This is a genomic window from Pseudomonas fluvialis, from assembly GCF_002234375.1.
Lineage (GTDB): Bacteria > Pseudomonadota > Gammaproteobacteria > Pseudomonadales > Pseudomonadaceae > Aquipseudomonas > Aquipseudomonas fluvialis.
Map to the genome: position 1 here is coordinate 20,917 of NZ_NMQV01000023.1, position 24,832 is coordinate 45,748.

The following is a 24,832-nucleotide window of genomic DNA, read 5'->3' on the forward strand; positions in this document are numbered from 1 at the left end:
CGCACCGTTGGGTATGCTGCTCGACTATTTTGCCTGGCGAAACGTTGAAGATACGCCGGGGTGCTGTTGAGGAGTGTCTGCTGATCATGACCGAGCCTGCTTTTGATGCCCTTCTGGATGCGCGGGGATTGAGTTGTCCGTTGCCGTTGCTCAAGGCCAAACTGGAATTGAATCGCTTAGCCAGCGGTGATGTGCTCAAGGTGTTGGCGACCGATGGCGGATCGCAGCGTGACTTTGCCGCGTTTGCGCGCCTGGCTGGACACAGGCTGCTGCATGAGTCGGTCGAAACTGGCGTTTATGGTTACTGGTTGCAGAAAGCCTGAAACAGGCGCGATTTTTCTACCGATTATGGAAACAGGTAATGCTCAAGGTTTTGCGTAACTGGGTTCACCGTTACTTCTCCGATGAACAGGCGGTGGTGCTGGCGGTAATCCTGCTGCTGGGCTTTACCGCCATCCTGACACTGGGTGGCATGCTCGCCCCGGTGCTGGCTGGACTGGTCCTGGCGTTCCTCATGCAGGGGTTGGTCAACTTGGCTGAGCGGCTGCGTCTCTCGCATACCCTGGCGGTATGGCTGGTGTTTACCCTGTTCATCGGCTTACTGGCTGTCTGCCTGCTGGTGCTGCTGCCGTTGATGTGGCGACAGCTCTCCAATCTGGTCAACGAGCTGCCACGTATGCTGGGCGAGTGGCAGACTTTGTTGCTGGTATTGCCCGAACGTTATCCGCTGCTGCTTGATGAGCAGCAGGTGCTCAATGCCATTGAAGCGGCGCGCGGAGAGCTGGGCAAGCTGGGGCAGTGGGCGCTGACCATTTCCCTGTCCAGCCTGCCCATGCTGATCAATATCATGATCTACCTGGTACTGGTGCCGATCCTGGTGTTCTTCTTCCTCAAGGATGGCAGCCTGATTGCGCGCTGGATGAGTGGCTATCTGCCACAGGAGCGTGCTCTGATGACTCGGGTATGGCAGGAAATGCATCTGCAGATTGCCAACTATATCCGTGGCAAGGTGATCGAGATCTTCATTTGTGCCGTGGTTACCTATATCGCCTTTGCCTATCTTGGACTCAATTACGCGGCCTTGCTGGCCTTGCTGGTGGGCTTGTCGGTCGTGGTGCCCTATATCGGCGCTGTGGTGGTGACCGTGCCGGTGGCGCTGATCGGCTTGTTCCAGTGGGGGATGAGCGACCAGTTCATTTACCTGATGGTGATCTACGGGATCATTCAGGCGCTTGATGGCAACGTGCTGGTGCCGCTGCTGTTTTCCGAGGCGGTCAGCCTGCACCCCGTGGCGATCATTTGTGCGGTGCTGCTGTTTGGCGGACTGTGGGGGTTCTGGGGCGTGTTCTTTGCCATTCCGTTGGCCACTCTATGCAAGGCCGTACTGGACGCCTGGCCGCGGCGCGAGCTATTGGGCGGCTAGTCGGGTAGCGGGGGGCGTTTGCCGGACGCCCCCTCTTGGTGATCAGCCTTGCTGTAACAGCTGGGCGGCTTGCAGAACGGCTGCCGCGTGTCCAGGTACCTTGACGCCCCGCCATTCCTGGCGCAATACGCCCTGTTTATCGATCAGGAAGGTACTACGCTCAATGCCAATGTATTCCTTGCCGTAGAGCTTCTTCGGCTTGATTACCTGGAACAGCTGGCACAGCGTTTCGTCACTATCGCTGATCAGTTCGAAGGGAAAGCACTGTTTGCCCTTGAAGTTCTCATGGCTTTTCAGGCTGTCGCGCGATACGCCGAAGACCAGTGTCTCGGCCGCGGCAAACTGTCCGTGCAGGTCACGAAAATCCTGGCCTTCGGTCGTGCAGCCTGGCGTGCTGTCCTTGGGGTAGAAATACAGTACAACCTGCTGGCCACGCAGTTGGCTCAGTTGTACCTGCAGGCCGCTGGTAGCCATGGCGCTGAAATCATCGACGGGGTGTCCAAGGGTAACGCTCATGATGTTCTCCTCAGGGGTTTTGCGGGCGCCAGGGCTCGATCAGTGCATCCAGATTGAGTGCGTCGGCAAAATCCAGGAACTGGTCGCGCAGCCAGCTGATCTGGGTGCCTGCCGGCAGTGTCACGGTGATGGTGGCATTGAGTAGGGTGCCGCCGGTTTGCGGGGCCTGATAGGTGTCGCAGGTCAGGCTTTCCAGCTCGACGCGGTGGTCGCTGAAGAACTGGAACAGTTCGCCGAGAATGTCCGGTCGGTAGGCAGCGCTGACATACGCGACGTAGGGCAGTGAGTCCGGGCGAGGCGGCAGCGCGCTGCTGCGCATTACGTTGTAGTGAAAATTGGCGCGCTTGGCCAAGCCGGGCAAGCTGGCTTCGAGGCGCGCCAGGGCATCCCAGCTGCCCGTGGCTTGCAGAACCAGAGCGGAAAACTCGCCATGGCGTGTCAGGCGGCTGCTGAGTACGGCGCAACGATTTTCCTGGCAGGCCCGGTACAGGGTGCTGCTGAGCTCCATGGGGTTGGGGCCGAGGGCACTGAGTACGAGAAATTGCTCACGGGGTGGAGTGGTCGACATGCAGTATTCCTGACAGCGGGGGTAAGGCACGCGAAGGTGCCATGCAAAGCGGGAAGGTTAGCGAAAAGCACCGGTCAGGGGAATGCCGGCGCAGCCGGATGACGCGCTGTACCAGCCGCTGCAGCCCCTCGCAATGCGTTGGCGAGCCTTGTACCATTACGCCTTCATTTATCCGGCAGGAGTGGTTGCATGATTGCGGGCAGTATGGTGGCACTGGTCACGCCCATGGATTCTCAAGGCGCGGTGGACTGGGACAGCCTGGGCAAACTGGTGGACTTCCATCTGCAGCAGGGCACCAATGCCATAGTCGCGGTCGGCACCACCGGTGAGTCGGCCACGCTGGACGTTCCAGAACACATTGAAGTGGTGCGGCGTGTCGTTCAGCAGGTCGCCGGGCGCATGCCGGTGATCGCTGGTACGGGCGGTAACTCCACCCGCGAGTCGGTCGAGTTGACCCAGGCGGCCAAGGACGTGGGTGCCGATGCCTGCCTGTTGGTGACCCCTTACTACAACAAGCCTACCCAGGAAGGCCTCTATCTGCATTTCCGGCATATTGCCGAAGCGGTGGCCATTCCGCAGATTCTCTACAACGTGCCCGGCCGTACCGTATGTGACATGTTGCCGGAGACCGTCGAGCGCTTGGCGCGAATCGACAATATCATCGGTATCAAGGAAGCCACGGGGGACTTGCAGCGTGCCCGCGAGGTGCTGGATCGCGTTCCGGCTGATTTCCTGGTGTACTCCGGCGATGACGCCACGGCTGTCGAACTGATGCTGATGGGTGGCAAGGGCAACATCTCGGTGACTGCCAACGTGGCGCCGCGTGCCATGGCTGACCTGTGCAGTGCGGCGATGGCCGGCCAGGCGGAAGCGGCGCGTGCCATCAACGACCGTTTGATGCCGTTGCACAAGGCGCTGTTTATCGAGTCGAACCCGATTCCGGTGAAGTGGGCACTGCATGAAATGGGGCTCATTCCGGATGGCATTCGCTTGCCGCTGACCTGGCTCAGCCCGCGCTGTCATGAACCGCTGCGCCAGGCCTTGCGCCAGTGCGGTGTACTGGCTTAATTCGAGGAAATACAACGCATGAAGCGACTGGCTGGTTTGTCTGCCCTTGCCCTGACTGTCTCCACCTTGGGCGGTTGTGGTTGGTTGTGGGGTGAAGAAGGCTATTTCCGTGATCGTGGCAATGATTATCTGGAGGCTCGGCAGAGTGCGCCCATGCAGTTGCCTTCCGGCGTGCAGGCCAAGTCATTGGAGCCTTTGTTGCCGGTGCCGCAACGGGTAGCCAGCCTGTCTGCCGCGCAGGGTGATTATGAAGTACCCCGGCCGTTGCCGCTGGCTACTCAGGCCGAAGTCAGTGAGTTCAGTCTACAGCGCAGCGGTGATGCTCGTTGGCTGGTGGCGCAGCGGATTCCGGCAGAAGTGTGGCCTCTGGCACGTCAGCTGCTTGAGGACAATGGCCTGCGTATCGAACGTGAGCGCCCGCAAACGGGTGAGCTGGTGACCGCCTGGCAGCGCTTTGATGAGCTTCCCAGTGGCCTGGGGCAGCGCCTGGCGGGGGCTGTCGAGCCGGGGCGCGAGGCGCGTGTGCGCGTGCGCATCGAACCGGGTGTGGTGCGTAATACCAGCGAGATCTTCGTCGTGACGGCTGAGCGCTCGCAGGGCAGCAGTGCCGATGTGGCCTTCCCGGAGCGCGCCCTGAACAGTAGCCTGGATGGCGTCATGCTGGATGAGCTGCTGGGTGGTTTCAATCGTAGTCTGCAACAGGGCAGTTCGGTTTCCCTGCTGGCCAGCAGCCGTTTTGACTCGCCAGGTAAAGCGCGCCTGGGCAGTGATGGCAACGGTAATCCCTTGCTGCACCTGGACACCGATTTCGATCGCGCCTGGTCCAGTGTCAGCCGTGCCCTGGAGTTGTCCGATTTGCGGGTAGAAGACCTTAACCGCAGCCTGGGAGTGTTCTATGTGAACCTCGCCGAGCGTGCGGTGCCGACCGAGGAGCCTGGGCTCTTTGCACGTCTGTTCGGCTCAGCGCCGAGCAAGGAAGAAATCGAGGCTCGTGCCGAGCGATATCAGGTGCGTCTGACGCCCAGTGCAGACAGCGTTCAGGTCAGTGTGGAAAAGGACAGCAACACCGTGGCACCCAGCGAGGTGGCTCGACGCCTGCTCAGCCAGATCCAGGAAAACCTCGGCTGATTGCTGGCCAGGGACGTTCTATAGGCGAAATCCGCAAGGGTTTCGCCTGTTTCATTTAACCGCAGCGGTATCCTGTCTATGTCTACTCCCACCACTTTGAGCCTGAAAAAAATCTACTCGGGCAAGGTTCGTGATCTCTACCAGATTGATGAGCAACGCATGTTGATGGTGGCTACTGACCGTCTGTCTGCGTTCGATGTGATTCTCGATCAACCGATACCGGACAAGGGCAAGATTCTCACGGCCATTTCCAATTTCTGGTTCGACAAGCTCAAGGCGTTGGTGCCCAATCATTTCACCGGGGATCGTGTGGAGGATGTAGTACCGCCTGCCGAGTTACCTTTGGTCGAGGGGCGTGCCGTGGTCGCCAAGCGGCTCAAGCCTGTGCCGGTCGAAGCCATCGTGCGTGGTTATCTGGTTGGTTCCGGTTGGAAGGAGTACCAGAAGAGTGGCACGGTATGCGGTATTGCCTTGCCTGCAGGCCTGCAGGAAGCGGCCAAGTTGCCGCAACCGATCTTTACCCCGTCGACCAAGGCTGCCGTCGGTGATCATGACGAGAACATCAGCTTTGCGCAGTGCGAGGCGTTGGTTGGCGCATCACTTGCTGCCCAGGTGCGGGATACGGCAATTGCCTTGTACAGTGCGGCCGTAGAGTACGCAGCCAGTCGCGGCATCATCATTGCCGATACCAAGTTCGAGTTCGGCCTGGACGAGAACGGCACACTGACCCTGATGGATGAAGTGCTGACTCCGGATTCCAGTCGTTTTTGGCCGGCTGACAGCTATGTGGTAGGCAGCAACCCGCCGAGTTTCGACAAGCAATATGTGCGTGACTGGCTGGAGTCTACGGGCTGGAACAAGCAGCCGCCGGCACCTGCCGTGCCTGCTGAAGTGGCACAGCGTACGGCCGACAAATATCGCGAAGCGCTGCAGCGCCTGACCGAATAAGCGGGCTGCTTTGCAAAAGGGGAGGCTTTGCCTCCCTTTTTTGTATGTGCGTTGTAAGTTATTGCTTACATTGTTGTAGGTGATCGGCGATTTTGCTTGCCGGAACATGGCTCGCTTTTATAGAGGCAAATTTTAACTGCATGAATTTAAAGAATTTTTATTTTCATGAGGTGGTGAGAAGGCTGTGGGCTGCGCCGAGGGAGGTGGTTGTGCAGTGCATAACGGGCGCTATGATGGAGGCGTGCACAGGGAATGGCACAGGCCGGTAGGGATTGCTGGTCAGGACGGCCGCAGGATGCGGTGCATCAGGACGATGCGAAGGAAACCATGGAGTAGGGACAAAAGAGTGGGCGGGGGTAACCCCGCCCCTTTTTTTTGCGCGTTTTTAGATACCTTGAGGCAGTTCTTCGCCGCCCAGCGCTTCGATCAGTTGCGGAATGAACTCCATGAAGGTGAGCATCATCAGGGTGAAGCTGGCGTCCTGCTGGCTCAGTGCATCATCTCCGCCTTCTTCGGCCGCCTGATCCTGCAGCAGGTCTTCAAAGCGCAGACGCTTGAGTGCCAGCTTGTCATCGATCAACAGGGAGAGCTTGTCTTCCCAGGCCAGGCTCAACTTGGTCACTATCTTGCCGGTAGCCAGGTGTTGCTGGACTTCTTCGCTGGCCAGGTCATGACGTTTGATGCGCACAATGCCGCCGTCTTCCTGAGTGTCACGTAACTCGCACTCATCCAGTACGTGCAGACCGTGGCTGGCCTGTTGGCTCTGCAGCCATTGGGTCAGGGTGGCGTTGGGGGCGATTTTCACGTTTAGCGGGCGTACCGGCAGGCTGCCGAGCACTTCGCGTAGCGTGGAAAGCAGGTCCTCTGCGCGTTTGGGGCTGGCGGCATCGACAAGGATCAGGCCTTGCGCAGGGGCAATGGCGGCAAAGGTCGCCGACTTGCGGATAAAGGCGCGTGGCAGGAAGCTCTGGACGATCTCATCCTTGAGCTGCTCGCGTTCCTTTTTATAAACCTTGCGCATCTGCTCGGCTTCGATCTCGTCGACTTTTTCCTTGAGTGCATCGCGTACCACGCTGCCGGGCAGGATGCGCTCTTCCTTGCGTGCGGCGAGTAGTAGAAAACCCTGGCTGGCATGTAGCAGTGGCGCATCGGCACCTTTGCCGAATGGCGCGACAAAGCCGTAGGTGGTCAGCTCCTGGCTGGCGCAGGGGCGGGCAGGCTTGCTGGCCAGGGCCGCTTCAAGACGCTCGGCATCCAGATCGAGATCCTGGGTCAGGCGATAGACAAGCAGGTTGCGAAACCACATGAGAAAACACTCCGTTGAACGAAGCGGGCATTATTCAGTGCCGCGCCGCTCAGGCCAAGTGATCGCTAAGCCTTTGCTGGTTCTAGAAAATTTTTTGAAAAAGAAGCTTGCCAAGTGGTTCTGTGCTGTCTAGAATGCGCCCCACTTCGAGAGTGAAGGGTGATTAGCTCAGCTGGGAGAGCATCTGCCTTACAAGCAGAGGGTCGGCGGTTCGATCCCGTCATCACCCACCAATCTCGCTCACGAGGTTACGCGCAGCGGTAGTTCAGTCGGTTAGAATACCGGCCTGTCACGCCGGGGGTCGCGGGTTCGAGTCCCGTCCGCTGCGCCATTTTCCTTCCTGCAACATCTCCGATCATTTCAGATCAATTAAAAAATCCTTCTGTAGCGCGAACTTATACACTTTTCTGGTTTCCTATCGCGGTAGCCAGCGCTTGCTCGTGCCTGCTAAGCTCGCGGCCTACATGACTTCCGCCGCAAGGCATCCGAACAAGGAATATCCATGAAACAGAATCTATTGGCCGTTGCAGTTGCCTGTGCTGCGTTTGTGCTGGCGGGTTGCGAAGACAAAGCCACTGTCGAGCTGACCACTCCGGCGCAAAAGGCTTCTTACGGCATCGGCCTGAACATGGGGAAAAGCCTGGTTCAGGAAGGCATGGATGATCTCGACTCCAAGGCTGTTGCGCTGGGTATCGAAGACGCCCTGGGCAAGGCGCCGCAACGCATGAGCGATGAAGAGTTGATGGAGGCATTTGCTTTCCTGCAACAACGTGGTGAGCAGCGCATGGCAGAGTTGAATGCCGAGTCCGCCAAGGCTGGCAAAGCGTTCCTGGAAGAAAACGCCAAGCGTGAAGGCGTGATTACCACCGCTTCGGGGCTGCAGTACGAAATCGTCCAGAAGGCCGAGGACGGCGCGCAGCCTAAGGCAGATGACGTGGTGACGGTGCACTACGAGGGGCGCCTGATTGACGGTAGCGTGTTCGATAGCTCGATAGCCCGCAACAGTCCGATTGATTTGCCGGTTGGAGGTGTGATTCCGGGGTGGGTCGAGGCATTGCAGCTGATGCATGTGGGGGAGAAGTACAAGCTGTACATCCCCAGCGAGTTGGCCTACGGCGAAAACAGCCCAACACCGGCTATCCCGGCCAATGCTGTTCTGGTGTTTGATCTTGAACTGCTGGGTATCAAGGATATGAGCGCCGAATAAGACTAGGCGCTTTTGTCACCCTTGCCACTGCGCCCGCCTTGTGCGGGCGCAGTCGTTTTGGCCAGGCAGGCGTCGTGGCAAGCGTGTTACCGAGGGTGTTACGTTACGCTTATGCACACTTCGGTCTATATCGGCAAGCGCTCGACAAGATTCGCTCAGAATTTCTTTTGATTTATATAACTTATTGAAAAATAAGGTTTTTTTGCCTTGCTCAAAAAATCAACGATCTGTCTGGAAAGCCCGTCTGATGCGGCTTTACGCGTCTCATCCAGATGCTATGCACAGAGTTATCCACAGGTTTTGTGGGTAACGGCTGGCAGCCCAGAGCTGTTCTGGGCTGCAGCGTAGTCAAGAGAAAAAATGCTGAAACTGCGTATTTTTTCATGCAGGCCGTTAGCGCGTTCTGCAAGTGCGGCAAGCGTTCAGCAGCGCTAAGTGCCGCCTGATACTATGCACCTATCCGGCTGCCAGGCAGGCGGTTGGGCTGTAAATAAGGAGCGCTTTATGGATGTACAGGTCATTCTGCGTGAAGGACAGCCGGAGTATGCCGTGCTGCCTTGGGCGCAATATCAGGCTTTGTTGAAAGCGGCTGGGCAGGAGCTTGCTGCACCCGTCAAAGCAGAGACGGCTGTTTCGATTAATCCTGGCTTCCAAGCGTTGCGTCAGTTGCGTGAGGCGCAGGGCTTGTCGCTGCAGGACCTTGCTCGTCAGGTAGGCATCAGTCCGCATTACCTGAACATGATCGAAGCCGGCGAGCGTGAAGCGGATTCGGCGATTCGCCGTAGTTTGGCGCGAGCCCTGGGTGTTACGGGGTGGAGCGAGTCATGAGCATGCGCATCAGTCGACAGCATTGGCAGGGCCTGCTCGGTGAGCTGGAAGCGGCACGTCAGCAGCGTCATCTGGTGACTTATCGTGCGCTGATCGAACGCTTGCAGTTGCCGACTCCGGCCATGCAGACCCTGGTGGCAGCCCTGGAGCACCTGGCAGCTCTGGATGCGCGGGCCGAGCAGCCATTACGGAGTGCGCTGGTGATCAGCCAGGGTGCGAGTCGCCTGCCTCGCCCGGGTTTTTTCCAATGTGCCGAGCGCCTGGGTTGTTTCTCGGGGGCTCCGGATGGTGTGGCGGCTGCGTCCTGGCATTCTGCTGAAGTGGTGCGCGTTTTCGAGCACAACTACCCGGAGGCCCCATGAACTTCTGGTGGTGGCGCGCTTATGCCGGTTATCGGCTGGCGCGCTGGTTGCTGCGTTTCGCCTGGCTGGTGCGTCAGCCGCGTGCCTGGCAGTGGATGCAGGGACAATATGCGCGTATGGCTGCGCTAGGCTATGTTCCGGCGCAGAGCTTCTATGGACATCTTTTATTACACCGTGGCCAGGGTTTTGCAGTAGGCGATGAAGCACGTCGCTTGTTGCGCCTGGCTGCCCAGGGGGGGGACGACAAGGCTGCATATCAGCTCGGTGTGTTGGCTCTGCAAGGCTCAGTACAGGAAGCGCCCGATGCCCGGCAGGCTGCCAGTTATTGGCAGATGGCTAGTGATGCGGGGCATCCGTTGGCCACTTACCGCCTGGCTCAGCTGTATCGCCAGGGTGGTCCCGGCTTGGCTTGTGACTTGCAGGCGGCCGAGCGCCTGGAGCAACGCGCGCATGAGCAGGGCTACTAGTGTCTGGTTTCAGCTGGCTTTGACTACTTGCAGGCTGAAACCGGGGATGGCCTTGGCCTGACGCTTTGCATCGGAAGCCAGGGCAGCCAGTTGCTCGGCATCCATATGGCAACCACTCAGTTCGTCGACCTGCACGACACCCACTGACAGGGACAGCAGTGGGAATACCTCAAGCTGTCCATGTCTATTGCGCGTCGTGAAGCCGCCTGCCAGCAGGTGCTCGCGTTGATAGAAACGCCGGCATTGTTGCTGGAAGTCCTCTAACAGCTCAGCCAGTCGTGCGCGCCAGTCCGTGGAGGCCAGCACCAGCAGGAAATCATCGCCACCGATATGCCCGACGAAATCATGACTGGGATTGATCCGTTCGTTGAGACATTGGGCAAGGCTCAGCAGTACCTCATCGCCCTTGGCATAGCCGTATAGATCGTTGAAGGGTTTGAAACTGTCTATATCGACATAGCAAACCACGGCGCTGCGGCGCTGCTGGAGTAAACGTTCCAGGCACTGCTGGATGGGTACATTGCCAGGCAGTAGGGTAAGCGGGTTGGCGTGACGAGCTTGTTGCAGGCGCTGCTCGGTGATCAGCTTGAGCAGGTCAATGACTCGTCCCATGCCCAGGTAGTCACCCTCACGAGTAATGATGAAATCTTCTTCAATGCGTTGGCGCGCACGGCTGGTAAGCAAGCGACTGACCTGCTGCAGCGATTGACTGCACTCCACGGCGAGAAAGTCCGGGCTCATCAAGCGGCTGATGGGTTTGCGGGAGAACAGTTCGGTGGCAAAGGGCTTGAGCAGGCTGTCGGCCAGCGCATGACGATGCACGATGCCGACCGGCTTTCCCTGTGAGTCGAGGATGGCCAGCGAATTCAAATTGGCTTGGCCGCGAAAGGCTTCGAGTACTTCTTGAGTGCTGGTATCCACTGGCAAGGCGGGCTGGTCGAGCAGTAAGGCTTGCAGGTTATCGCTCTCTTCCTGAGCCGTGCCGTGGCAGGGGAGTTCGCTCAGTGAGCGGGGTGGTTCGTGACTCGGGGTCTCGCTGGGGCGGGCAAACAGATAGCCTTGCAGCAGGTCGACACCCATTTCGGCGAGAACGGCATGCTCTTCCTGGCGCTCAATGCCTTCGGCAATCACCTGGGCGCGAGAGGCACGGGCCATCTTCAGAATGGAGCCGACGAACTCACGCTTGACCGCATCTTCATGGATGCCATCAATGAAATGCCGGTCGATCTTCACATAGTCGGGACGTAGCTCAGACCAGAGGCGCAGGCTGGAATAGCCTGCGCCCAGATCATCCAGGGCAATCGAAAAACCCATGGTGCGGTAGTGATGCAAGGCACTGTCGAGCAGATTGAAGTCTTCGGTAGGAGTTTGCTCGGTCAGTTCGATGACTACCTGATCCGGGCTGATGGCAAAGCGTTGTAGCAGCTGTAGGGTGCGGCCCGGCTGGTGCGCACTTTCCAGGAGGGACTCCGGCGAGACGTTGAGGAACAACTTGCCTTGCAGCCCTAATTGCTGGAAACGCTGACAGGCATTGCGTCGACACAGCAGCTCCAGTTCGCTGAGTCGCTGTGCATGGCGTGCCACGGCAAACAGGGTCAGAGGTGAGTGCAATGGGCTATTGGAGGGGCCGCGGCTGAGTGCTTCATAGCCGAGGATGCGTTGCTCGCTGCGGCAGACTATCGGCTGGAACAGGGTGCTGATGTCGCCGTGAGCGAGAATCCGGTCCAGTGCGCTCAACTGCTCGGTGACGGTCATGTTAGGGTCTCGGCAAGGCCATGCCAGAGGCTGGCCGGGTGAATCGACAGGGCTCACCCATGGTGAGCCCGATCATTTCACGCCGTGACTATGACGCTTTGATGACGGCAGGCGGGTATTGCCTGCGCATTTCAGTGCTTGGCCAAGCGCGTGCCCAGGCTAAGATAGTCGAGGAGGATGCGTCCGGTTTCCGCGAGGAAAGCGTCATCCTTGCCTGCCGGTTCATGGGCTTCTTCGCTGTCCAGGCCGTCCTCCGGCTCTTCCTGTAGTGCGGTTAGTGGCTGTTCGCCCTTGGCTTGACGGCGGGCGTTCTCCAGAGCGAGTTGGCGTGCCTCGATGCTGGCATGCTCGGCACGGCGGGCCTGTTCATTCAGGCTCACGTGGGTCTGCTGGTTCAGTTCTTCGGCCAGCTGCAGGCGCTGCCGGCTAAACAGGAAGTCCGGGTCTTTGGCGCTGCGTGCTTCATGACGTGCCTTGAGCTCGGCCAGGAAAGGGCCGAAAGGGTCATGGGCCGGGCGTACGGCCGGGCGAATGCTGTCCCAGGGCATCGCTTCCGGCAGGGCGCTTTCACCGATCTCGCTGAGATTCACCAGCGGCGGATAGGCGATATCCGGCAGTACGCCCTGGTGTTGGGTACTCTGTCCGGACACCCGGTAGAACTTGGCCAATGTCAGTTTGAGCTCGCCATGATTGAGCGGTTGCACGGTCTGCACCGTGCCTTTGCCGAAGGTCTGGCCGCCAATGATCAGGGCGCGATGGTAGTCCTGCATGGCGCCAGCAAAGATTTCCGAAGCCGAGGCCGACAAGCGATTGACCAGTACCGCCAGCGGGCCGTCGTAATAGGTACCGTTGCTGTCATCGCTGAGTACGTCGACGCTGCCGTCGCTGTTGCGCACCAGTACCGTAGGACCTTGTTCGATGAACAGGCCGGTCAGCTCATTGGCTTCCTGCAGCGAGCCGCCACCGTTGTTACGCAGGTCGATGATCACGCCGTCGACCTGCTCGGCCTGCAGTTCCTTGAGTAGGCGTTTGACGTCGCGCGTGGTGCTTTTGTACTGCGGGTCGCCAGCGCGATAAGCCTTGAAATCCAGATAAAAGGTGGGAATGTCGATCACCCCCAGCTTGTAGTCGCGCCCCTCGTGTTGCAGTTCCAGGACCGACTTCTTGGCAGCTTGCTCTTCCAGTTTGACTGCTTCGCGGGTGATGCTGACGACCTTGCTGGTCTGGTCGTTGGGGGCATTGCTGGCCGGAATGACTTCAAGGCGGACCTGTGAGCCCTTGGGGCCGCGGATCAGTTTGACCACTTCATCCAGACGCCAGCCGATGACGTCGACCATCTCACCATTACCCTGAGCCACGCCGATAATCCGGTCGGCCGGTGCCAGTTGCTTGCTTTTTTCCGCAGGGCCGGCGGGCACCAGACTGACAATCTTCACATGCTCGTTGTCGTTCTGCAGGACGGCACCGATGCCTTCCAGAGACAGGCTCATGTTGATGTCGAAGTTTTCCGCATTGTCCGGCGACAGGTAGGTGGTGTGCGGGTCATAGGTCTGCGCGAAAGCATTGATGTAAGCCTGGAATACATCCTCGCTACGCGTTTGCTGCAAGCGCTTGAGCTGGTTGCTGTAGCGCTTCTGCAGGAGTTCTTCGATAGCCTTGTCGTCTTTTCCGGCAATGCGCAGGCGCAAGACTTCGTCCTTCAGGCGTTTGCGCCACAGATCATCCAGTTCCGCGCTGTCTTTGGCCCAGGCGGCCTGTTCCCGGTCGATTTCCAGGCGCTCGTCGAGACTGAAGTCGAGTTGGGCAACGCCACGCTCAAGCAGATCCAGGCTATACAGCAGACGCTCTTCCAGGCGTTGCAGATGGCGGCGGTACAGCTCGAAGCCCGGGTTGAGTTCGCCACTCTTCAGCAGGTCGTCATAGCGATCACGCAGCGGGGCGAATTCGGCAATGTCAGCGGCCGTGAAGTACAGGCGCGCCGGGTCGAGTAGTTTTAGGTAGCTCTCGTGAATCTTTTGCGAGCGTGCATCGTTCAGTGGTGGCTTGCTGTAGTGGTGGCGGCGCAGCAGTTCGACCACGTTGAGGCTGGCCATGGCCTGTTCGCGAGTGGGCTGCAGGTAGTTCCAGTCGGTGGACTTGGCCACGGCTGCATGCAGGGGCTGCAGAGCCATTGCCAAAGCCAGGGCCAGGGTGGAGCCAAGGAGTGTACGCTTCATGCTGATTCGACGTCGGGCTGGTGATGACGCATATTAGGTCACCTGGAAGAGGCAGAGGTTCCCGTGGAAACTGCCCGCTAGCCTGCGCGGCCTTGTTCGACAGCCGAGTATGCCGCGCAGAGGACAGGTCAGTGCACGCACCTGGAACAGGCTCGCATGCAGTGCTTGTGCGATGAACTATGGAGGGGCTATGCAGCTATTGCAAGGCATACAAGGGCGGCCTGTGTGGCAGGCCGCAGAGCGCCAGTCCTGCGATGTCGGACAGGTGCGTATTCGGGTGGTCGCTGCTGGCTTGAACCGTGCCGATCTGCTGCAGTTGGCTGGGGTCTATCCGCCTCCGCCGGGTGCCAGTATGGGGCTGGGCCTGGAGTGCGCGGGACTGATCAGCGAAGTGGGGGCCGGCAGTCGCTGGCGGGTCGGCGAGGCCGTATGTGCTCTGTTGGCCGGTGGCGGGATGGCTGATGAGGTCGTGGTTGATGAAGGCCATGTGTTGCCTGTGCCAGAAGGGCTTAGCCTGGAGCAGGCGGCGGTTTTGCCGGAAGTCTATGCCACGGCCTGGCTGAATTTGTTCCAGCTGGCGGCACTCAAGCCTGGCGAGAGGGTCTTGTTGCATGCCGGCGCCAGCGGCGTCGGTTCGGCGGCGATCCAGCTATGCAGTGCCTTTGCCAGTCCCTGCTGGGTCAGCGTGAGTTCCCCGGACAAGCTGGATTATTGCCGCTCATTGGGGGCGGTGGGCGGCGCGCTGCGTGGTGAGTCGATGGCTGCACAGTTGCAGGAGCAAGGGCCTTTCGACGTGATTCTCGACCCCGTGGGGGCTAGCTATGCGCCGCTCAATCTGCGCCTGCTGGGCGAAGACGGACGTTGGGTCAGTATCGGTCTGATGGGTGGGCGCATGGCCGAGCTGGATATGGGCCTACTGCTGGGCAAGCGTGTGCAGTTGATTGGCTCGACTTTGCGTAATCGTGATGCGGCGTTCAAGCGTGAGTTGCTGGCCGACCTCCAACGCGAAGTGTGGCCGTTGTTGGCCAGTGGACGCTTGCAACCGCAATTGAGCGGCACTTTCCCGCGAGAGCAGGCTGAGCAGGCATTTGCCTCGCTGGCCAGTAATCAGGTTGTCGGGAAGCTGGCCCTGCGCATTGCTAATGGGATGTAGAGGGAAACCTTTGCGTGTTGCGCAGGTCGCAGTGGGTGTAGTTGCCCTTGTTTGCGATAGGGTTAATCTATGGCATTCATGGGGTTAATCAATAGGCTTTTTAAATCGGTTGCCCCTATTATTCTTTCCGCCAGATTTTCATCCACAAGGAGTACCTTGATGCCCCTCATCAACACCCAAGTCCAGCCGTTCAAAGCCAACGCCTTCCACAATGGCAAGTTCATCGAAGTGACCGAGCAGTCACTGCAGGGCAAGTGGTCCGTGCTGATCTTCATGCCGGCTGCCTTCACCTTCAACTGCCCGACCGAAATCGAAGACGCGGCTAACAACTATGCCGAGTTCCAGAAGGCTGGTGCCGAGGTTTACATCGTTACCACCGATACCCACTTCTCTCACAAGGTATGGCACGAAACTTCGCCGGCCGTTGGCAAGGCTCAGTTCCCGCTGATCGGTGACCCCACTCACCAGCTGACCCGTGCTTTCGACGTGCATATCGATGAAGAAGGCCTGGCGCTGCGCGGCACCTTCATTGTCAACCCGCAAGGTGTGATCAAGACCGTGGAGATCCACTCCAACGAGATCGCCCGTGACGTCGGTGAGACCCTGCGTAAGCTGAAAGCTGCTCAGTACACCGCTGCCCACCCGGGTGAAGTGTGCCCGGCCAAGTGGAAAGAAGGCGAGAAGACTCTGGCTCCGTCCCTGGACCTGGTCGGCAAGATCTAAAAATGGACGAGGAGCCGCCGCGTTACGCGGCGTGCTCCGTGCCATTTTCCGCCTCAAGAAGTCCTACAGGACTTCCGCAGGTGCCCGAACGCCCGGGCGCGATCCGTCCGGGCGTTTGTTTGTCCGAAATTTGCTTTGAGGAATCCCGTCATGTTGGACGCCACTCTGAAATCCCAGTTGCAGGCCTACCTCGAGAAGGTCACCCAGCCGTTCGAGATCGTCGCTTCCCTCGATGACGGTGAGAAATCCCAGGAGTTGCTCGGACTCCTGCAAGACATCGTCGGCCTGACCGACAAGATCACCCTCAAGACCGACGGCAACGATGCCCGCCGTCCGTCCTTCGCCCTGATTCGCCCGGGCACCGATATCGGCGTCAGCTTCGCCGGTATCCCCATGGGCCACGAGTTCACCTCGCTGGTACTGGCCCTGCTGCAGGTCGGTGGCCACCCGTCCAAGCTGGACGCCGAGACCATCGCCCAGATCAAGAGCATCGAAGGCAAGTTCGAGTTCGAGACCTACTTCTCGCTGTCCTGCCAGAACTGCCCGGACGTGGTCCAGGCGCTGAACCTGATGGCCGTGCTCAACCCCAACATCCGCAACGTGTCGATCGACGGCGCGCTGTTCCAGGACGAAGTCGAGCGCCGCCAGGTGATGGCCGTGCCGAGCATCTACCTGAACGGCGAAGTGTTCGCCTCAGGGCGCATGGACGTGAAGGAAATCCTCGCCAAGATCGACACCGGCGCGGCGAACCGCGACGCCGAGAAGATGAGCGCCAAGGAAGCCTTCGATGTGCTGGTCATCGGTGGCGGTCCGGCCGGCGCTGCAGCGGCCATCTACGCGGCGCGCAAGGGCATCCGCACGGCCGTCGCTGCCGAGCGTTTCGGCGGCCAGGTACTGGATACCATGGCCATCGAGAACTTTATCTCCGTCAAGGAAACCGAAGGTCCGAAGCTGGTGCGCGCCCTCGAGGAGCACGTCAAGGAATACGAAGTCGATGTGATGAACCTGCAGCGTGCTGCGGCGCTCGTTCCGGCCAGCAGCGCCGGCGGCCTGCACGAGGTGAAGTTCGAGAACGGCGCATCGCTCAAGGCCAAGACAGTGATCCTTTCCACGGGTGCGCGCTGGCGCGAGATGGGCGTTTCCGGCGAGCAGGAATACAAGGCCAAGGGCGTGTGCTTCTGCCCGCACTGCGATGGCCCGCTGTTCAAGGGCAAGCGTGTGGCGGTGATCGGTGGCGGTAACTCCGGTGTGGAAGCGGCCATCGACCTGGCGGGTATCGTCAGCCATGTCACCCTGCTGGAATTTGCCGATACCCTGCGTGCCGATGCGGTTTTGCAGAAGAAACTGTACAGCCTGCCGAACGTTACGGTGATTAAAAACGCACAGACCACCGAAGTGGTGGGCGACGGTCAGAAGGTTACCGCGCTGACCTACAAGGATCGCGTCACCGAAGAACTGCACCGTGTGGAGCTGGAAGGTATCTTCGTGCAGATCGGCTTGCTGCCCAATAGCGACTGGCTGAAAGGTACCGTCGAACTGAGCCGCTTTGGTGAGATCATCGTCGATGCCAAGGGCCAGACCAATGTGCCTGGCGTATTTGCCGCTGGGGACGTGACCACCGTGCCCTACAAGCAGATCGTCATCGCTATTGGCGAAGGGGCCAAGGCTTCGCTGTCAGCGTTCGATCATCTGATCCGCAGCTGACCGTCGGGCGCTATACGAAAAGGGCAACCCGCGGGTTGCCCTTTTTATTGGCCGGCCGTCCGCCAATAGGGCGTTCAGGGCAGGGAGAGACTGGCATAGAAGGCGCGCAATACCTTGACCAGATGCGCCAGATCCTGGCTGCCGGCCAGCTCGCGGATGGAGTGCATGGCAAAGGTTGGCAGGCCGATATCCACGGTGCGCACGCCCAGCTGGCTGGCGCTGATTGGGCCGATGGTCGAGCCACAGCCGAGGTCGCTACGGGTGACGAAGCTCTGTACCGGCACTTCGTTTTCCAGACACAGGTGGCGGAAGAAACCGGCGGTTTCGCTGCTGGTGGCATAGCGCTGGTTACTGTTGATCTTGATCACCGGGCCGGCGTTGAGCAGTGGGCCATGGTTGCCGTCGTGCCGGTCGGCATAATTGGGGTGGATGCCGTGGGCATTGTCGGCGGAAACCAGCAGCGAGCGTTGCATCAGCCGCACGAAGTCCTCGCCATCGCCGAGCAAGCGGCGCAGGGTTTGCTCAAGGAATGGGCCATCGGCACCGCACGCCGAGCAGGAGCCGACTTCTTCGTGGTCGGTACACACCAATACGCAGCTTTGCTCACCGTCGGCAGACAGCAGTGCCTGCAGGCCGGCGTAGCAAGACAGCAGGTTGTCCAGTCGTGCGCCGGCAATGAACTGCTGGTCAAGGCCGACCACAGCGGCCTTCTGGGTGTCGTACAGGCTGAGTTCGAAGTCCAGCACGGTGTCAGCGATGATGCCGTGCTCACGATTCAACTGTTCCGCCAGCAGGTCGCGAAAATCGCGGCTTTCCCCAGGCAGCAGTTGCGCGACAATGGCTGGCAGCTCGTTCTGCGGATTGATCGCCCAGCCCTGGTTGGCCTCGCGGTTGAGGTGGATGGCCAGGTTGGGAATGACCGCGAGGGGTGCACGAAAATCGATCAGCTGGCTCTCCACGCGTCCGGCGGCACGGTAGGTGACTCGCCCGGCCAGCGACAGATCGCGATCGAACCAGGGAGCCAGCAGGGCGCCGCCATAGACTTCGACCCCCAGTTGCCAGAAGCCCTGGCGCACCAGTTCCGGATTGGGCTTGATGCGCAGACAGGGGCTGTCGGTATGCGCGCCGACCAGACGCAGGCCGTCTTCCAGGCGATGCTGACGTCCGATATGCACGGCGATCAGCGAGGAGCCGTTACGCGTAACGTAATACTTGCCGGGCACGCCCACGGGCCAGCTGTCGCGCTCGTCCAGTTGCCGGTAGCCGCCCGCCTCAAGGTGCTGGGCGAGACTCTGCGTGGCGTGAAAGGGGGTGGGCGAGGACTGCAGGAAATCGATCAGGCCCTGGTTGAGCGTGTTGGACATGGCGTTACTCCATCGGAATGACGCCAAGTCTAACTTAGCAGGGAAGGTGCGATAAGCCGTGGGCCAACGCCTCAGGCAGCCAGAAAGTCGTCACTGTATAGCTGGCTCACGCCCAGCAGGCGGATCTGGAACAGTTCGCTTTGTCCGTGATCGTTGCTGCCGCGCAACAAGCCGTCCGCGAAGCTCAGTTGGTAGGTGCCTGCGCTAGCACTGAACTGATTGCCGGTGAACGTGAAGGCAGCACCAGCAAAATTCAGCTTGTCACCATCGCTGCGCCGGAAGTCATTGACTTGTGAACTGAGCGCTCCCGCGCTGCTGTTGAGCCAGGAGAGGTCGAAGTGGAAAATATCGGCGCCTTTACCACCGATCAGCGTGTCGTAGCCACCATTGCCGCTTAGCAAGTCATTGCCCGCTCCACCATCAATGAGATTGTTGGCACTGTTGCCAATGAGCCAGTTATCGCTAACGTTACCTTTGAGATTGAGCAGCGTACTGCCTGTCTGGCTGGCGTTGAGGTGCTCTACATGGCTGGCCAGGCTAATGCTTGTTGCTTTGCTAAGTGATTGACCGCCGCGCAGAAAGATCGTATCGATACCTTCAGCGGCTTTTTCGATGACCTTGTCTTCCAATGCGTTGCGGCTGTTGAGGTCTACCAGGTAGGTATCGTTGCCTTGCCCACCGTAGAGCTTGTCCACGCCTGCACGTCCATCCAGCAGGTTGTTGCCGGTATTGCCGAGTAGGGTGTTGGCAAGGTTGTTGCCAATGCCTTGGGTATTGGCCCCTCCCAACAGTTGCAAGTCTTCTACGTGCTCATCAAGCGTGATGTCGAAGTAGGACTGTGCCTTGTCGCGTCCAGCGTTGCTGGCCTCCTGAATCCGGTCGCCGCTGCCGAGCAGGTAGGTATCGTTACCGCCCAAGCCAATCAACAGGTTGGCCGCAGTGTTCTGGCTGCCATCGATGAAATTGGCCGCATTGTTGCCAGTACCGCTGATTGCCGAATGCCCCAGCAAGACTAGATTCTCAAGCCCTTGGCCGAGTGTGAAGCTGATGTAGCTTTCTACGCTGTCCAAGCCTGCGCTATCGATGATCAGATCGCCGGCATGATCGACGACGTAGGTATCGTTGCCCGCACCGCCTTTCATGGTGTCGGCGCCGCTACCACCGTCCAGTCGGTTGTTGCGTGCGTTGCCAAGCAGGGTGTTGTTCAGAGCGTTGCCTAGCAGGGTGAAGTCCACGCTGTTGATCAGTTGGCCTTCTTCCACGTAATCAGGTAGACGGTACTGCCCGTCACGCTGGTTAATGTTGATCCGTACGCTATCGTAGCCTTGGCCGTCTAGTTCAATGACCCGGTCATTAATGCTGTCGATCACATAACTATCGTTGCCCAGGCCGCCACGCAGAGTGTCGTTACCCGCCCGGCCATCCAGCAGATTGTCCGTGTTGTTGCCGATCAGCTCATCATCATAGGCGCTGCCGATGGCTCGCTCGATGATGACGTTGTAGGCAATGCTCAATAGGTCATTAACGTTCTCTCCGCGCTGGTAATCATAGATATTGGCGCCGATACGGCTGAATGCGCCTGGGTTGAGGTCGATGCGTACCGCTCGCAACTGGTTGCTGGCATCAATGGTGTCGATGCCACCCGCGTCCCAGAGGGTTTCGAAGATTTGTTGGCTGGCGCCCCAGCGGTAGGTGTCGTTACCCGTTTTCCATTGGTTGTTGGCACCATACATGTGCTGGATGGCGGCAATATCCAGCAGCATCGGGCCTGTGGGCAGGAAGTCGTAGTCGCTGTTGTAGCTCATTACGCTGTAGCGGGCATCGTCCAGTGTGCTGGGCAGCACGGCGGGATTGCCGGCTTCGCTCTCGAAGGGATGCTTCAAGCCCAGGGCATGGCCAATTTCGTGTACGAAGGTATGGAAGTCGTAACTACCGGGGCTGGGCGCAGGGTCGTTGGTGACTTGGCCAATCCAGACATCGCCCCCTACGGGCGCGGTGCTCGGGTAGTAGGCCCAGGCCGCATAGCTGTCAGGCATGCCGGAAAAACCACCAAAGCGCAGATCGCCCGCGACACTGCTGCTGTCGCGCACTTCCTTGAAAGTCAGCTGACTGACCGCGCTCCAGCTGTTGAGTGCCTGGCGTACCGCGCTCATCTGTGCCTTGCTCAAGGCGAACGCATTGCTGTATTCGTCGTCGTATGAATAGTTGTTGCTATAGAAAGAGCGGCCAAGGGTCAGAAAGCTGAACGTTAGCGCCGTCTTGTCCCAGCGCTCGGTGGTTAACAAGCTGTTGATCAGATTGTCATTGCTAAGTGGGGATACGCGGGTGGCGGTGCCTTGATAGGGGCTGGGCATGGTCAAGCAGCTCTTCAACAACGAAATGCTTGAATGCTAACCCAGTGAACAGGTTTTCGCTGTGCGGCGCCTCAAAAAGGCGCCGGGCATTCGAAACGCAGGAGTTGGCCGGTCGCAGGGTGGCTGAAGGCCAGCTGGCTGGCGTGCAGGCACAGGCGCGGCCAGGCTGCGAGGGCTTCGGGGTGGGCATACAGGCCATCACCCAGCAGTGGATGGCCGATAGACAGCATGTGCACACGCAGCTGGTGGGAGCGGCCGGTGATGGGGGTCAGTTCCACGCGACTGTAATGCCCGCAGCGCTGCACGACCCGCCAGAAGGTCAGGGCATGCTTGCCCTGCTCGAAGTCGACGACATGGCGAGGCTTGCTGGGTGGGTCGTAACGCAACGGTAGCTCGATGCGCCCGCTATCGGCATCCGGCTGGCCCCAGCAGAGCGCGGTGTAGGCTTTCTCCGTCTCTCGGTCGTGGAATTGACGTGATAGCTCGCGATGGCTGTCGGCATCGCGCGCCAGCAGAATGATGCCGGAGGTTTCCCAGTCCAGGCGATGCACGATACGCGCTTCGGGATAGCCGTTTTCCTGCAGACGGGTGATCAGGCAGTCGCGGTTGTCCTCGGCGCGGCCAGGGACCGAGAGCAGCAGGGTAGGCTTGTTGATCAGCAGAAAGCAGGGATCCTCATGGAGGATCTCGATGTTCGACAGCGGCATGGGGTTTCCACGGGCGGTTGCAGGGGTTATGCAATAAAAACGGCGGCACGTGGCCGCCGTATATCCAGGCTGTGCGGCCTGTTAACGATCCGGCAGGGTAATGTTGAGCTCGAGGATCGAGCAGCTACCCTGGCTTTCCAGGGCAACCTGTACCTGGTCAGCATCGATGTTGACGTACTTGCGGATAACTTCCACCAGTTCCTTTTGCAGAGCCGGCAGGTAATCCGGCTGCGCGCGCTGGCCGCGTTCGTGGGCCACGATGATCTGCAGGCGCTCCTTGGCGATGGCCGCCGGCGTGTCCTTCTTGCGCTCGCGGAAGAAATCGAAAATGTTCATTCGCGACCTCCAAACAGCCGTTGCAGGAAGCCTTTCTTCTGCACGTCGAGGAAGCGATGCGGCACCTCTTTACCCAGCAGGCGATCAACGGCGTCACTGTAGGCCTGGCCGGCATCGCTCTGGTCATCGAGGATCACTGGAACGCCCTGGTTGGAAGCCTTGAGTACGGCCTGGGATTCGGGAATCACCCCCAGCAGGTTGATGGCGAGGATTTCCTCGACGTCTTCCACGCCGAGCATTTCGCCTTTGGTGACGCGTTCCGGGTCGTAGCGGGTGAGCAGCAGGCGTTCCTTGATGGGCTCCAGGCCCTCTTCGGCACGTTTGGACTTGCTGGCCAGCAGGCCGAGCATGCGATCGGAGTCGCGTACCGAAGACACTTCCGGGTTGGTCACCACGATGGCTTCGTCGGCAAAGTACATGGCCAGGTGTGCACCTTTCTCGATACCGGCCGGCGAATCGCAGACCACGTATTCGAACTGCTCGGAGAGCTCCTTGATGACCTTCTCTACGCCTTCCTTGCTCAGGGCGTCCTTGTCGCGGGTCTGGCTGGCGGCAAGGATGTAGAGATTTTCCAGGCGTTTATCCTTGATCAGGGCCTGGTTGAGGGTGGCTTCGCCGTTGCAGACATTGACGAAGTCGTAGACCACGCGGCGCTCGCAACCCATGATCAGGTCGAGGTTGCGCAGGCCGACATCGAAGTCGACGATGACGGTCTTGTGCCCGCGCAGGGCCAGGCCGGTACCGATGGCGGCACTGGTGGTGGTTTTACCCACGCCGCCCTTGCCGGACGTGACAACGAGAATCTTGGCCAAGATGAATCACCCTCAAAGGTAGAATACGGGGGCGCCGATCAGCCGCGCAGGCATCCTGCTGCCCTCGGTGTTGCTCCGAAAAAAGTGCCGGCAGTATCCGTTAAAGGCTGCGGATGTTCAACACGTCGGCGCTCAGGCTGGCCTGCACCGCCTGCCCCCAGAGCGGCTCGCGGCGCAGGTCTTCGGCTGTCTTGTATTGCCCGGCGATGGAGAGCATTTCCGCAGCCAGTTGCTGGCAGAAGATGCGCGCCTGGGTATTGCCTTTGACGCCCGCCAGGGCACGTCCGCGCAGAGGGCCATAGACATGGATATTGCCGTCGGCGAGCAGCTCGGCACCGGCGCTTACCGCGGCCAGTACGATCAGGTCGCAGCCTTGCGCATAAATCTGCATGCCGCCGCGCACCGGCTGGGTAATGATCCGGCTGGGACGTGGTTCGGCTTCGACGACCTTGACCGGCGCCGGGTCGACCAGTCGTTCGCGGGCGCCCGAGGGCGGCAGTACCGGCAGGTTGAGAGCGTTGGCCGCGCTGACGTCCTCGGCGCGACTGGCGCGGATGGCCAGGGTGCGAAGGCCGTGGTGCTGGCACAGCTGCATGAGCGCATTGAGATCCACCGTGCCTTCGGCTTCCGGCAGTTTGTCCAGCGCCAGCACCAGGGGGGTATTCTCGAAGAACGCCGGGGCCTGGGCGACCTTGGCCTGCAATTGGCGATCCAGTCGGTCGAGGTCGTTATGGGCCAGTTCCAGGGTAGTGATGGCCAGCATGCTGCCCTTGAGTTGGAATACAGGGTCTTGGTCGAGAAGGTCGGCTTGGCTCATGGTCTGCCCAGTGGGTAAAAACGCCTCGACTTATAACCAGAAGCCTGCAGGGCCGCAAGCCATGTAGAATGCCCGGCGGCACGCTCATCGCCGGCTGCATGGCCGTTTTGTCTCAGGTATCTGCTTATGGATCGTCCCTCCTTTCGCTTGGCTTTCCTGCACCCGCGCTACTGGCTGTTGTGGCTGGGCATGGCCTTGTTGTGGCTGCTGGTGCAGTTGCCCTACGGCGTGTTGCTGAGACTGGGGCGTGGCCTGGGCTGGTTGATGTTGCGGCTGGCCCGCTCACGCCGCGAGATTGCCCGGCGCAACCTGGAACTATGCTTCCCCGAGCAGGATGCGGTGGCTCGTGAGCGTCTGTTGCGCGAGAACTTCGCCTCCAGCGGCATCGCGTTCTTTGAAACGGCGATGGGCTGGTTCTGGCCACGCTGGCGCCTGGCGCGCCTGGCGCATATCGACGGTCTGGAGCACCTGCAGGCTGCGCAGCGTGAGGGGCAGGGGGTGATCCTCATGGCCGTGCATTTCACTACCCTGGAAATTGGCGCGGCCCTGCTGGGGCAGGTGCATACCATTGATGGCATGTACCGTGCGCACAAGAATCCGTTGTTCGATTACCTGCAGCGTCGTGGTCGCGAACGGCACAACCGCGATGCCACGGCCATCGAGCGCGATGATGTGCGTGGCATGCTCAAGACTCTGCGCAATGGGCGGGCCATCTGGTATGCCCCGGATCAGGACTATGGCCCCAAGCAGAGCATTTTTCTGCCGCTGTTTGGCATTCAAGCCGCGACGGTGACCGCCACCAGCAAGTTTGCCCGCCTGGGCAAGGCGCGTGTGGTGCCGTTCACGCAGCGGCGCCTGCCCGGCAGCGCAGGCTACCACCTGCAGATCCACCCGCCACTGCAGGACTTTCCGGGTGACAGCGAGGAGGCTGACTGCCTGCGCATCAACCAGTGGATCGAGCAGGTGGTGCGCGCCTGCCCCGAGCAGTACCTGTGGGCGCATCGGCGCTTCAAAACCCGGCCAGCGGGTGAAGCGCGCCTGTACCCCAAGCAGCGGCGCTGAGTTCTATA

General features: G+C 59.8%; 24 protein-coding genes and 2 tRNA genes. 15 read left to right on the forward strand and 11 right to left on the reverse strand.

The window, feature by feature from the left end; translation table 11 throughout:
• The first annotated feature begins 86 nt into the window (after positions 1-86).
• Entirely contained in the window at positions 87-323 is a 237-nt protein-coding gene (locus tag CFY91_RS12350; protein WP_093986681.1) for a sulfurtransferase TusA family protein, read from the forward strand.
• A 38-nt stretch (positions 324-361) separates the two neighbouring features.
• Positions 362-1,423: an AI-2E family transporter gene (locus CFY91_RS12355; protein WP_093986682.1), complete on the forward strand. Its 1,062-nt coding sequence runs from the start codon at positions 362-364 to the stop codon at positions 1,421-1,423.
• Positions 1,424-1,465: 42 nt separating this feature from the next.
• On the opposite strand, the gene CFY91_RS12360 is transcribed toward CFY91_RS12355, so the two are convergent.
• Both CFY91_RS12360 and CFY91_RS12365 read right to left on the reverse strand, forming a co-directional pair.
• A complete protein-coding gene (locus CFY91_RS12360; RefSeq protein WP_093986683.1) occupies positions 1,466-1,939 on the reverse strand; it encodes a peroxiredoxin in 474 nt (157 codons plus the stop codon).
• 10 nt (positions 1,940-1,949) lie between these two features.
• On the reverse strand, positions 1,950-2,507 hold the full coding sequence (locus CFY91_RS12365; RefSeq protein ID WP_093986684.1) for a glycine cleavage system transcriptional repressor: 558 nt from the start codon (positions 2,505-2,507) through the stop codon (positions 1,950-1,952).
• A 189-nt stretch (positions 2,508-2,696) separates the two neighbouring features.
• Between CFY91_RS12365 and dapA the strand changes: the two genes are divergently transcribed.
• The 3 genes from dapA to CFY91_RS12380 all read left to right on the forward strand — a co-directional run bounded on the left by dapA (position 2,697) and on the right by CFY91_RS12380 (position 5,651).
• The gene (gene dapA / locus CFY91_RS12370) at positions 2,697-3,575 is read left to right on the forward strand and encodes a 4-hydroxy-tetrahydrodipicolinate synthase (RefSeq protein WP_093986685.1); all 879 of its coding nucleotides are present in this window, start codon (positions 2,697-2,699) and stop codon (positions 3,573-3,575) included.
• 18 nt (positions 3,576-3,593) lie between these two features.
• The gene (gene bamC, locus CFY91_RS12375) at positions 3,594-4,703 is read left to right on the forward strand and encodes an outer membrane protein assembly factor BamC (protein ID WP_093986686.1); all 1,110 of its coding nucleotides are present in this window, start codon (positions 3,594-3,596) and stop codon (positions 4,701-4,703) included.
• Between the two features lie 78 nt (positions 4,704-4,781).
• Positions 4,782-5,651, forward strand: a complete 870-nt coding sequence (locus CFY91_RS12380) for a phosphoribosylaminoimidazolesuccinocarboxamide synthase (RefSeq protein WP_093986687.1) — start codon at positions 4,782-4,784, stop codon at positions 5,649-5,651.
• Between the two features lie 385 nt (positions 5,652-6,036).
• Here CFY91_RS12380 and rdgC read toward each other — a convergent pair whose 3' ends face one another.
• A complete protein-coding gene (gene rdgC, locus CFY91_RS12385; protein ID WP_093986688.1) occupies positions 6,037-6,957 on the reverse strand; it encodes a recombination-associated protein RdgC in 921 nt (306 codons plus the stop codon).
• Positions 6,958-7,114: 157 nt separating this feature from the next.
• On the opposite strand from rdgC, the gene CFY91_RS12390 reads away from it, so the two are divergent.
• The 6 genes from CFY91_RS12390 to CFY91_RS12415 all read left to right on the forward strand — a co-directional run bounded on the left by CFY91_RS12390 (position 7,115) and on the right by CFY91_RS12415 (position 9,821).
• Positions 7,115-7,190: transfer RNA gene (locus CFY91_RS12390), tRNA-Val, on the forward strand.
• 21 nt (positions 7,191-7,211) lie between these two features.
• Positions 7,212-7,288, forward strand: a tRNA-Asp gene (locus CFY91_RS12395).
• Positions 7,289-7,459: 171 nt separating this feature from the next.
• Positions 7,460-8,164, forward strand: a complete 705-nt coding sequence (bamJ, locus tag CFY91_RS12400) for a BamJ family beta-barrel-assembly machinery protein (protein WP_093986689.1) — start codon at positions 7,460-7,462, stop codon at positions 8,162-8,164.
• 504 nt (positions 8,165-8,668) lie between these two features.
• A complete protein-coding gene (locus tag CFY91_RS12405) occupies positions 8,669-8,992 on the forward strand; it encodes a helix-turn-helix domain-containing protein (RefSeq protein ID WP_093986690.1) in 324 nt (107 codons plus the stop codon).
• Entirely contained in the window at positions 8,989-9,354 is a 366-nt protein-coding gene (locus tag CFY91_RS12410; protein ID WP_165765326.1) for a hypothetical protein, read from the forward strand. The genes CFY91_RS12405 and CFY91_RS12410 overlap by 4 nt, the downstream gene beginning before the upstream one ends.
• Positions 9,351-9,821, forward strand: coding sequence for a tetratricopeptide repeat protein (locus CFY91_RS12415; protein ID WP_093986691.1), 471 nt, complete (start codon positions 9,351-9,353; stop codon positions 9,819-9,821). The genes CFY91_RS12410 and CFY91_RS12415 overlap by 4 nt, the downstream gene beginning before the upstream one ends.
• Positions 9,822-9,830: 9 nt before the next feature.
• Here CFY91_RS12415 and CFY91_RS12420 read toward each other — a convergent pair whose 3' ends face one another.
• Together CFY91_RS12420 and CFY91_RS12425 are read right to left on the reverse strand one after the other, a co-directional pair.
• The gene (locus CFY91_RS12420) at positions 9,831-11,576 is read right to left on the reverse strand and encodes a GGDEF domain-containing protein (RefSeq protein ID WP_093986692.1); all 1,746 of its coding nucleotides are present in this window, start codon (positions 11,574-11,576) and stop codon (positions 9,831-9,833) included.
• A 131-nt stretch (positions 11,577-11,707) separates the two neighbouring features.
• A complete protein-coding gene (locus CFY91_RS12425; RefSeq protein WP_093986693.1) occupies positions 11,708-13,792 on the reverse strand; it encodes a carboxy terminal-processing peptidase in 2,085 nt (694 codons plus the stop codon).
• A 190-nt stretch (positions 13,793-13,982) separates the two neighbouring features.
• Between CFY91_RS12425 and CFY91_RS12430 the strand changes: the two genes are divergently transcribed.
• The 3 genes from CFY91_RS12430 to ahpF all read left to right on the forward strand — a co-directional run bounded on the left by CFY91_RS12430 (position 13,983) and on the right by ahpF (position 17,372).
• Complete coding sequence (locus CFY91_RS12430; protein ID WP_093986694.1) at positions 13,983-14,945, forward strand: NAD(P)H-quinone oxidoreductase; 963 nt, start codon at positions 13,983-13,985, stop codon at positions 14,943-14,945.
• Between the two features lie 159 nt (positions 14,946-15,104).
• The gene (ahpC, locus tag CFY91_RS12435) at positions 15,105-15,668 is read left to right on the forward strand and encodes an alkyl hydroperoxide reductase subunit C (RefSeq protein WP_093986695.1); all 564 of its coding nucleotides are present in this window, start codon (positions 15,105-15,107) and stop codon (positions 15,666-15,668) included.
• Between the two features lie 150 nt (positions 15,669-15,818).
• Entirely contained in the window at positions 15,819-17,372 is a 1,554-nt protein-coding gene (gene ahpF, locus CFY91_RS12440; protein WP_093986696.1) for an alkyl hydroperoxide reductase subunit F, read from the forward strand.
• 74 nt (positions 17,373-17,446) lie between these two features.
• On the opposite strand, the gene CFY91_RS12445 is transcribed toward ahpF, so the two are convergent.
• The 6 genes from CFY91_RS12445 to minC all read right to left on the reverse strand — a co-directional run bounded on the left by CFY91_RS12445 (position 17,447) and on the right by minC (position 23,762).
• Entirely contained in the window at positions 17,447-18,736 is a 1,290-nt protein-coding gene (locus CFY91_RS12445) for a M18 family aminopeptidase (RefSeq protein ID WP_093986697.1), read from the reverse strand.
• 71 nt (positions 18,737-18,807) lie between these two features.
• Positions 18,808-21,090, reverse strand: coding sequence for a M10 family metallopeptidase (locus tag CFY91_RS15920; RefSeq protein ID WP_093986698.1), 2,283 nt, complete (start codon positions 21,088-21,090; stop codon positions 18,808-18,810).
• Between the two features lie 71 nt (positions 21,091-21,161).
• Positions 21,162-21,797 (reverse strand): RluA family pseudouridine synthase, encoded by a 636-nt coding sequence (locus CFY91_RS12455; RefSeq protein WP_093986699.1) that lies wholly within the window; start codon positions 21,795-21,797, stop codon positions 21,162-21,164.
• 81 nt (positions 21,798-21,878) lie between these two features.
• Positions 21,879-22,133: a cell division topological specificity factor MinE gene (gene minE / locus CFY91_RS12460; RefSeq protein WP_093986700.1), complete on the reverse strand. Its 255-nt coding sequence runs from the start codon at positions 22,131-22,133 to the stop codon at positions 21,879-21,881.
• A complete protein-coding gene (gene minD / locus CFY91_RS12465; RefSeq protein ID WP_093986701.1) occupies positions 22,130-22,945 on the reverse strand; it encodes a septum site-determining protein MinD in 816 nt (271 codons plus the stop codon). The genes minE and minD overlap by 4 nt, the downstream gene beginning before the upstream one ends.
• Positions 22,946-23,045: 100 nt before the next feature.
• Positions 23,046-23,762 carry a septum site-determining protein MinC gene (minC, locus tag CFY91_RS12470; RefSeq protein ID WP_093986702.1) on the reverse strand — a complete coding sequence of 239 codons (717 nt, stop codon included), beginning with the start codon at positions 23,760-23,762 and terminating at the stop codon, positions 23,046-23,048.
• Between the two features lie 126 nt (positions 23,763-23,888).
• On the opposite strand from minC, the gene CFY91_RS12475 reads away from it, so the two are divergent.
• Complete coding sequence (locus tag CFY91_RS12475) at positions 23,889-24,824, forward strand: lipid A biosynthesis lauroyl acyltransferase (protein WP_093986703.1); 936 nt, start codon at positions 23,889-23,891, stop codon at positions 24,822-24,824.
• Positions 24,825-24,832: the final 8 nt, after the last annotated feature.

Coding starts and splice junctions, on each gene's coding strand:
- CFY91_RS12380 (WP_093986687.1), top strand. CDS start 4,782: ATGTCTACTCCCACCACTTTGAGCCTGAAAAAAATCTACTCGGGCAAG.
- CFY91_RS12360 (WP_093986683.1), bottom strand. CDS start 1,939: ATGAGCGTTACCCTTGGACACCCCGTCGATGATTTCAGCGCCATGGCT.
- CFY91_RS12430 (WP_093986694.1), top strand. CDS start 13,983: ATGCAGCTATTGCAAGGCATACAAGGGCGGCCTGTGTGGCAGGCCGCA.
- CFY91_RS12355 (WP_093986682.1), top strand. CDS start 362: ATGCTCAAGGTTTTGCGTAACTGGGTTCACCGTTACTTCTCCGATGAA.
- dapA (WP_093986685.1), top strand. CDS start 2,697: ATGATTGCGGGCAGTATGGTGGCACTGGTCACGCCCATGGATTCTCAA.
- CFY91_RS12445 (WP_093986697.1), bottom strand. CDS start 18,736: ATGTCCAACACGCTCAACCAGGGCCTGATCGATTTCCTGCAGTCCTCG.
- ahpC (WP_093986695.1), top strand. CDS start 15,105: ATGCCCCTCATCAACACCCAAGTCCAGCCGTTCAAAGCCAACGCCTTC.
- bamJ (WP_093986689.1), top strand. CDS start 7,460: ATGAAACAGAATCTATTGGCCGTTGCAGTTGCCTGTGCTGCGTTTGTG.
- CFY91_RS12350 (WP_093986681.1), top strand. CDS start 87: ATGACCGAGCCTGCTTTTGATGCCCTTCTGGATGCGCGGGGATTGAGT.
- CFY91_RS12365 (WP_093986684.1), bottom strand. CDS start 2,507: ATGTCGACCACTCCACCCCGTGAGCAATTTCTCGTACTCAGTGCCCTC.
- CFY91_RS12420 (WP_093986692.1), bottom strand. CDS start 11,576: ATGACCGTCACCGAGCAGTTGAGCGCACTGGACCGGATTCTCGCTCAC.
- CFY91_RS12475 (WP_093986703.1), top strand. CDS start 23,889: ATGGATCGTCCCTCCTTTCGCTTGGCTTTCCTGCACCCGCGCTACTGG.
- rdgC (WP_093986688.1), bottom strand. CDS start 6,957: ATGTGGTTTCGCAACCTGCTTGTCTATCGCCTGACCCAGGATCTCGAT.
- CFY91_RS12410 (WP_165765326.1), top strand. CDS start 8,989: ATGAGCATGCGCATCAGTCGACAGCATTGGCAGGGCCTGCTCGGTGAG.
- CFY91_RS12455 (WP_093986699.1), bottom strand. CDS start 21,797: ATGCCGCTGTCGAACATCGAGATCCTCCATGAGGATCCCTGCTTTCTG.
- minE (WP_093986700.1), bottom strand. CDS start 22,133: ATGAACATTTTCGATTTCTTCCGCGAGCGCAAGAAGGACACGCCGGCG.
- bamC (WP_093986686.1), top strand. CDS start 3,594: ATGAAGCGACTGGCTGGTTTGTCTGCCCTTGCCCTGACTGTCTCCACC.
- ahpF (WP_093986696.1), top strand. CDS start 15,819: ATGTTGGACGCCACTCTGAAATCCCAGTTGCAGGCCTACCTCGAGAAG.
- CFY91_RS12405 (WP_093986690.1), top strand. CDS start 8,669: ATGGATGTACAGGTCATTCTGCGTGAAGGACAGCCGGAGTATGCCGTG.
- CFY91_RS12425 (WP_093986693.1), bottom strand. CDS start 13,792: ATGAAGCGTACACTCCTTGGCTCCACCCTGGCCCTGGCTTTGGCAATG.
- CFY91_RS15920 (WP_093986698.1), bottom strand. CDS start 21,090: ATGCCCAGCCCCTATCAAGGCACCGCCACCCGCGTATCCCCACTTAGC.
- CFY91_RS12415 (WP_093986691.1), top strand. CDS start 9,351: ATGAACTTCTGGTGGTGGCGCGCTTATGCCGGTTATCGGCTGGCGCGC.
- minC (WP_093986702.1), bottom strand. CDS start 23,762: ATGAGCCAAGCCGACCTTCTCGACCAAGACCCTGTATTCCAACTCAAG.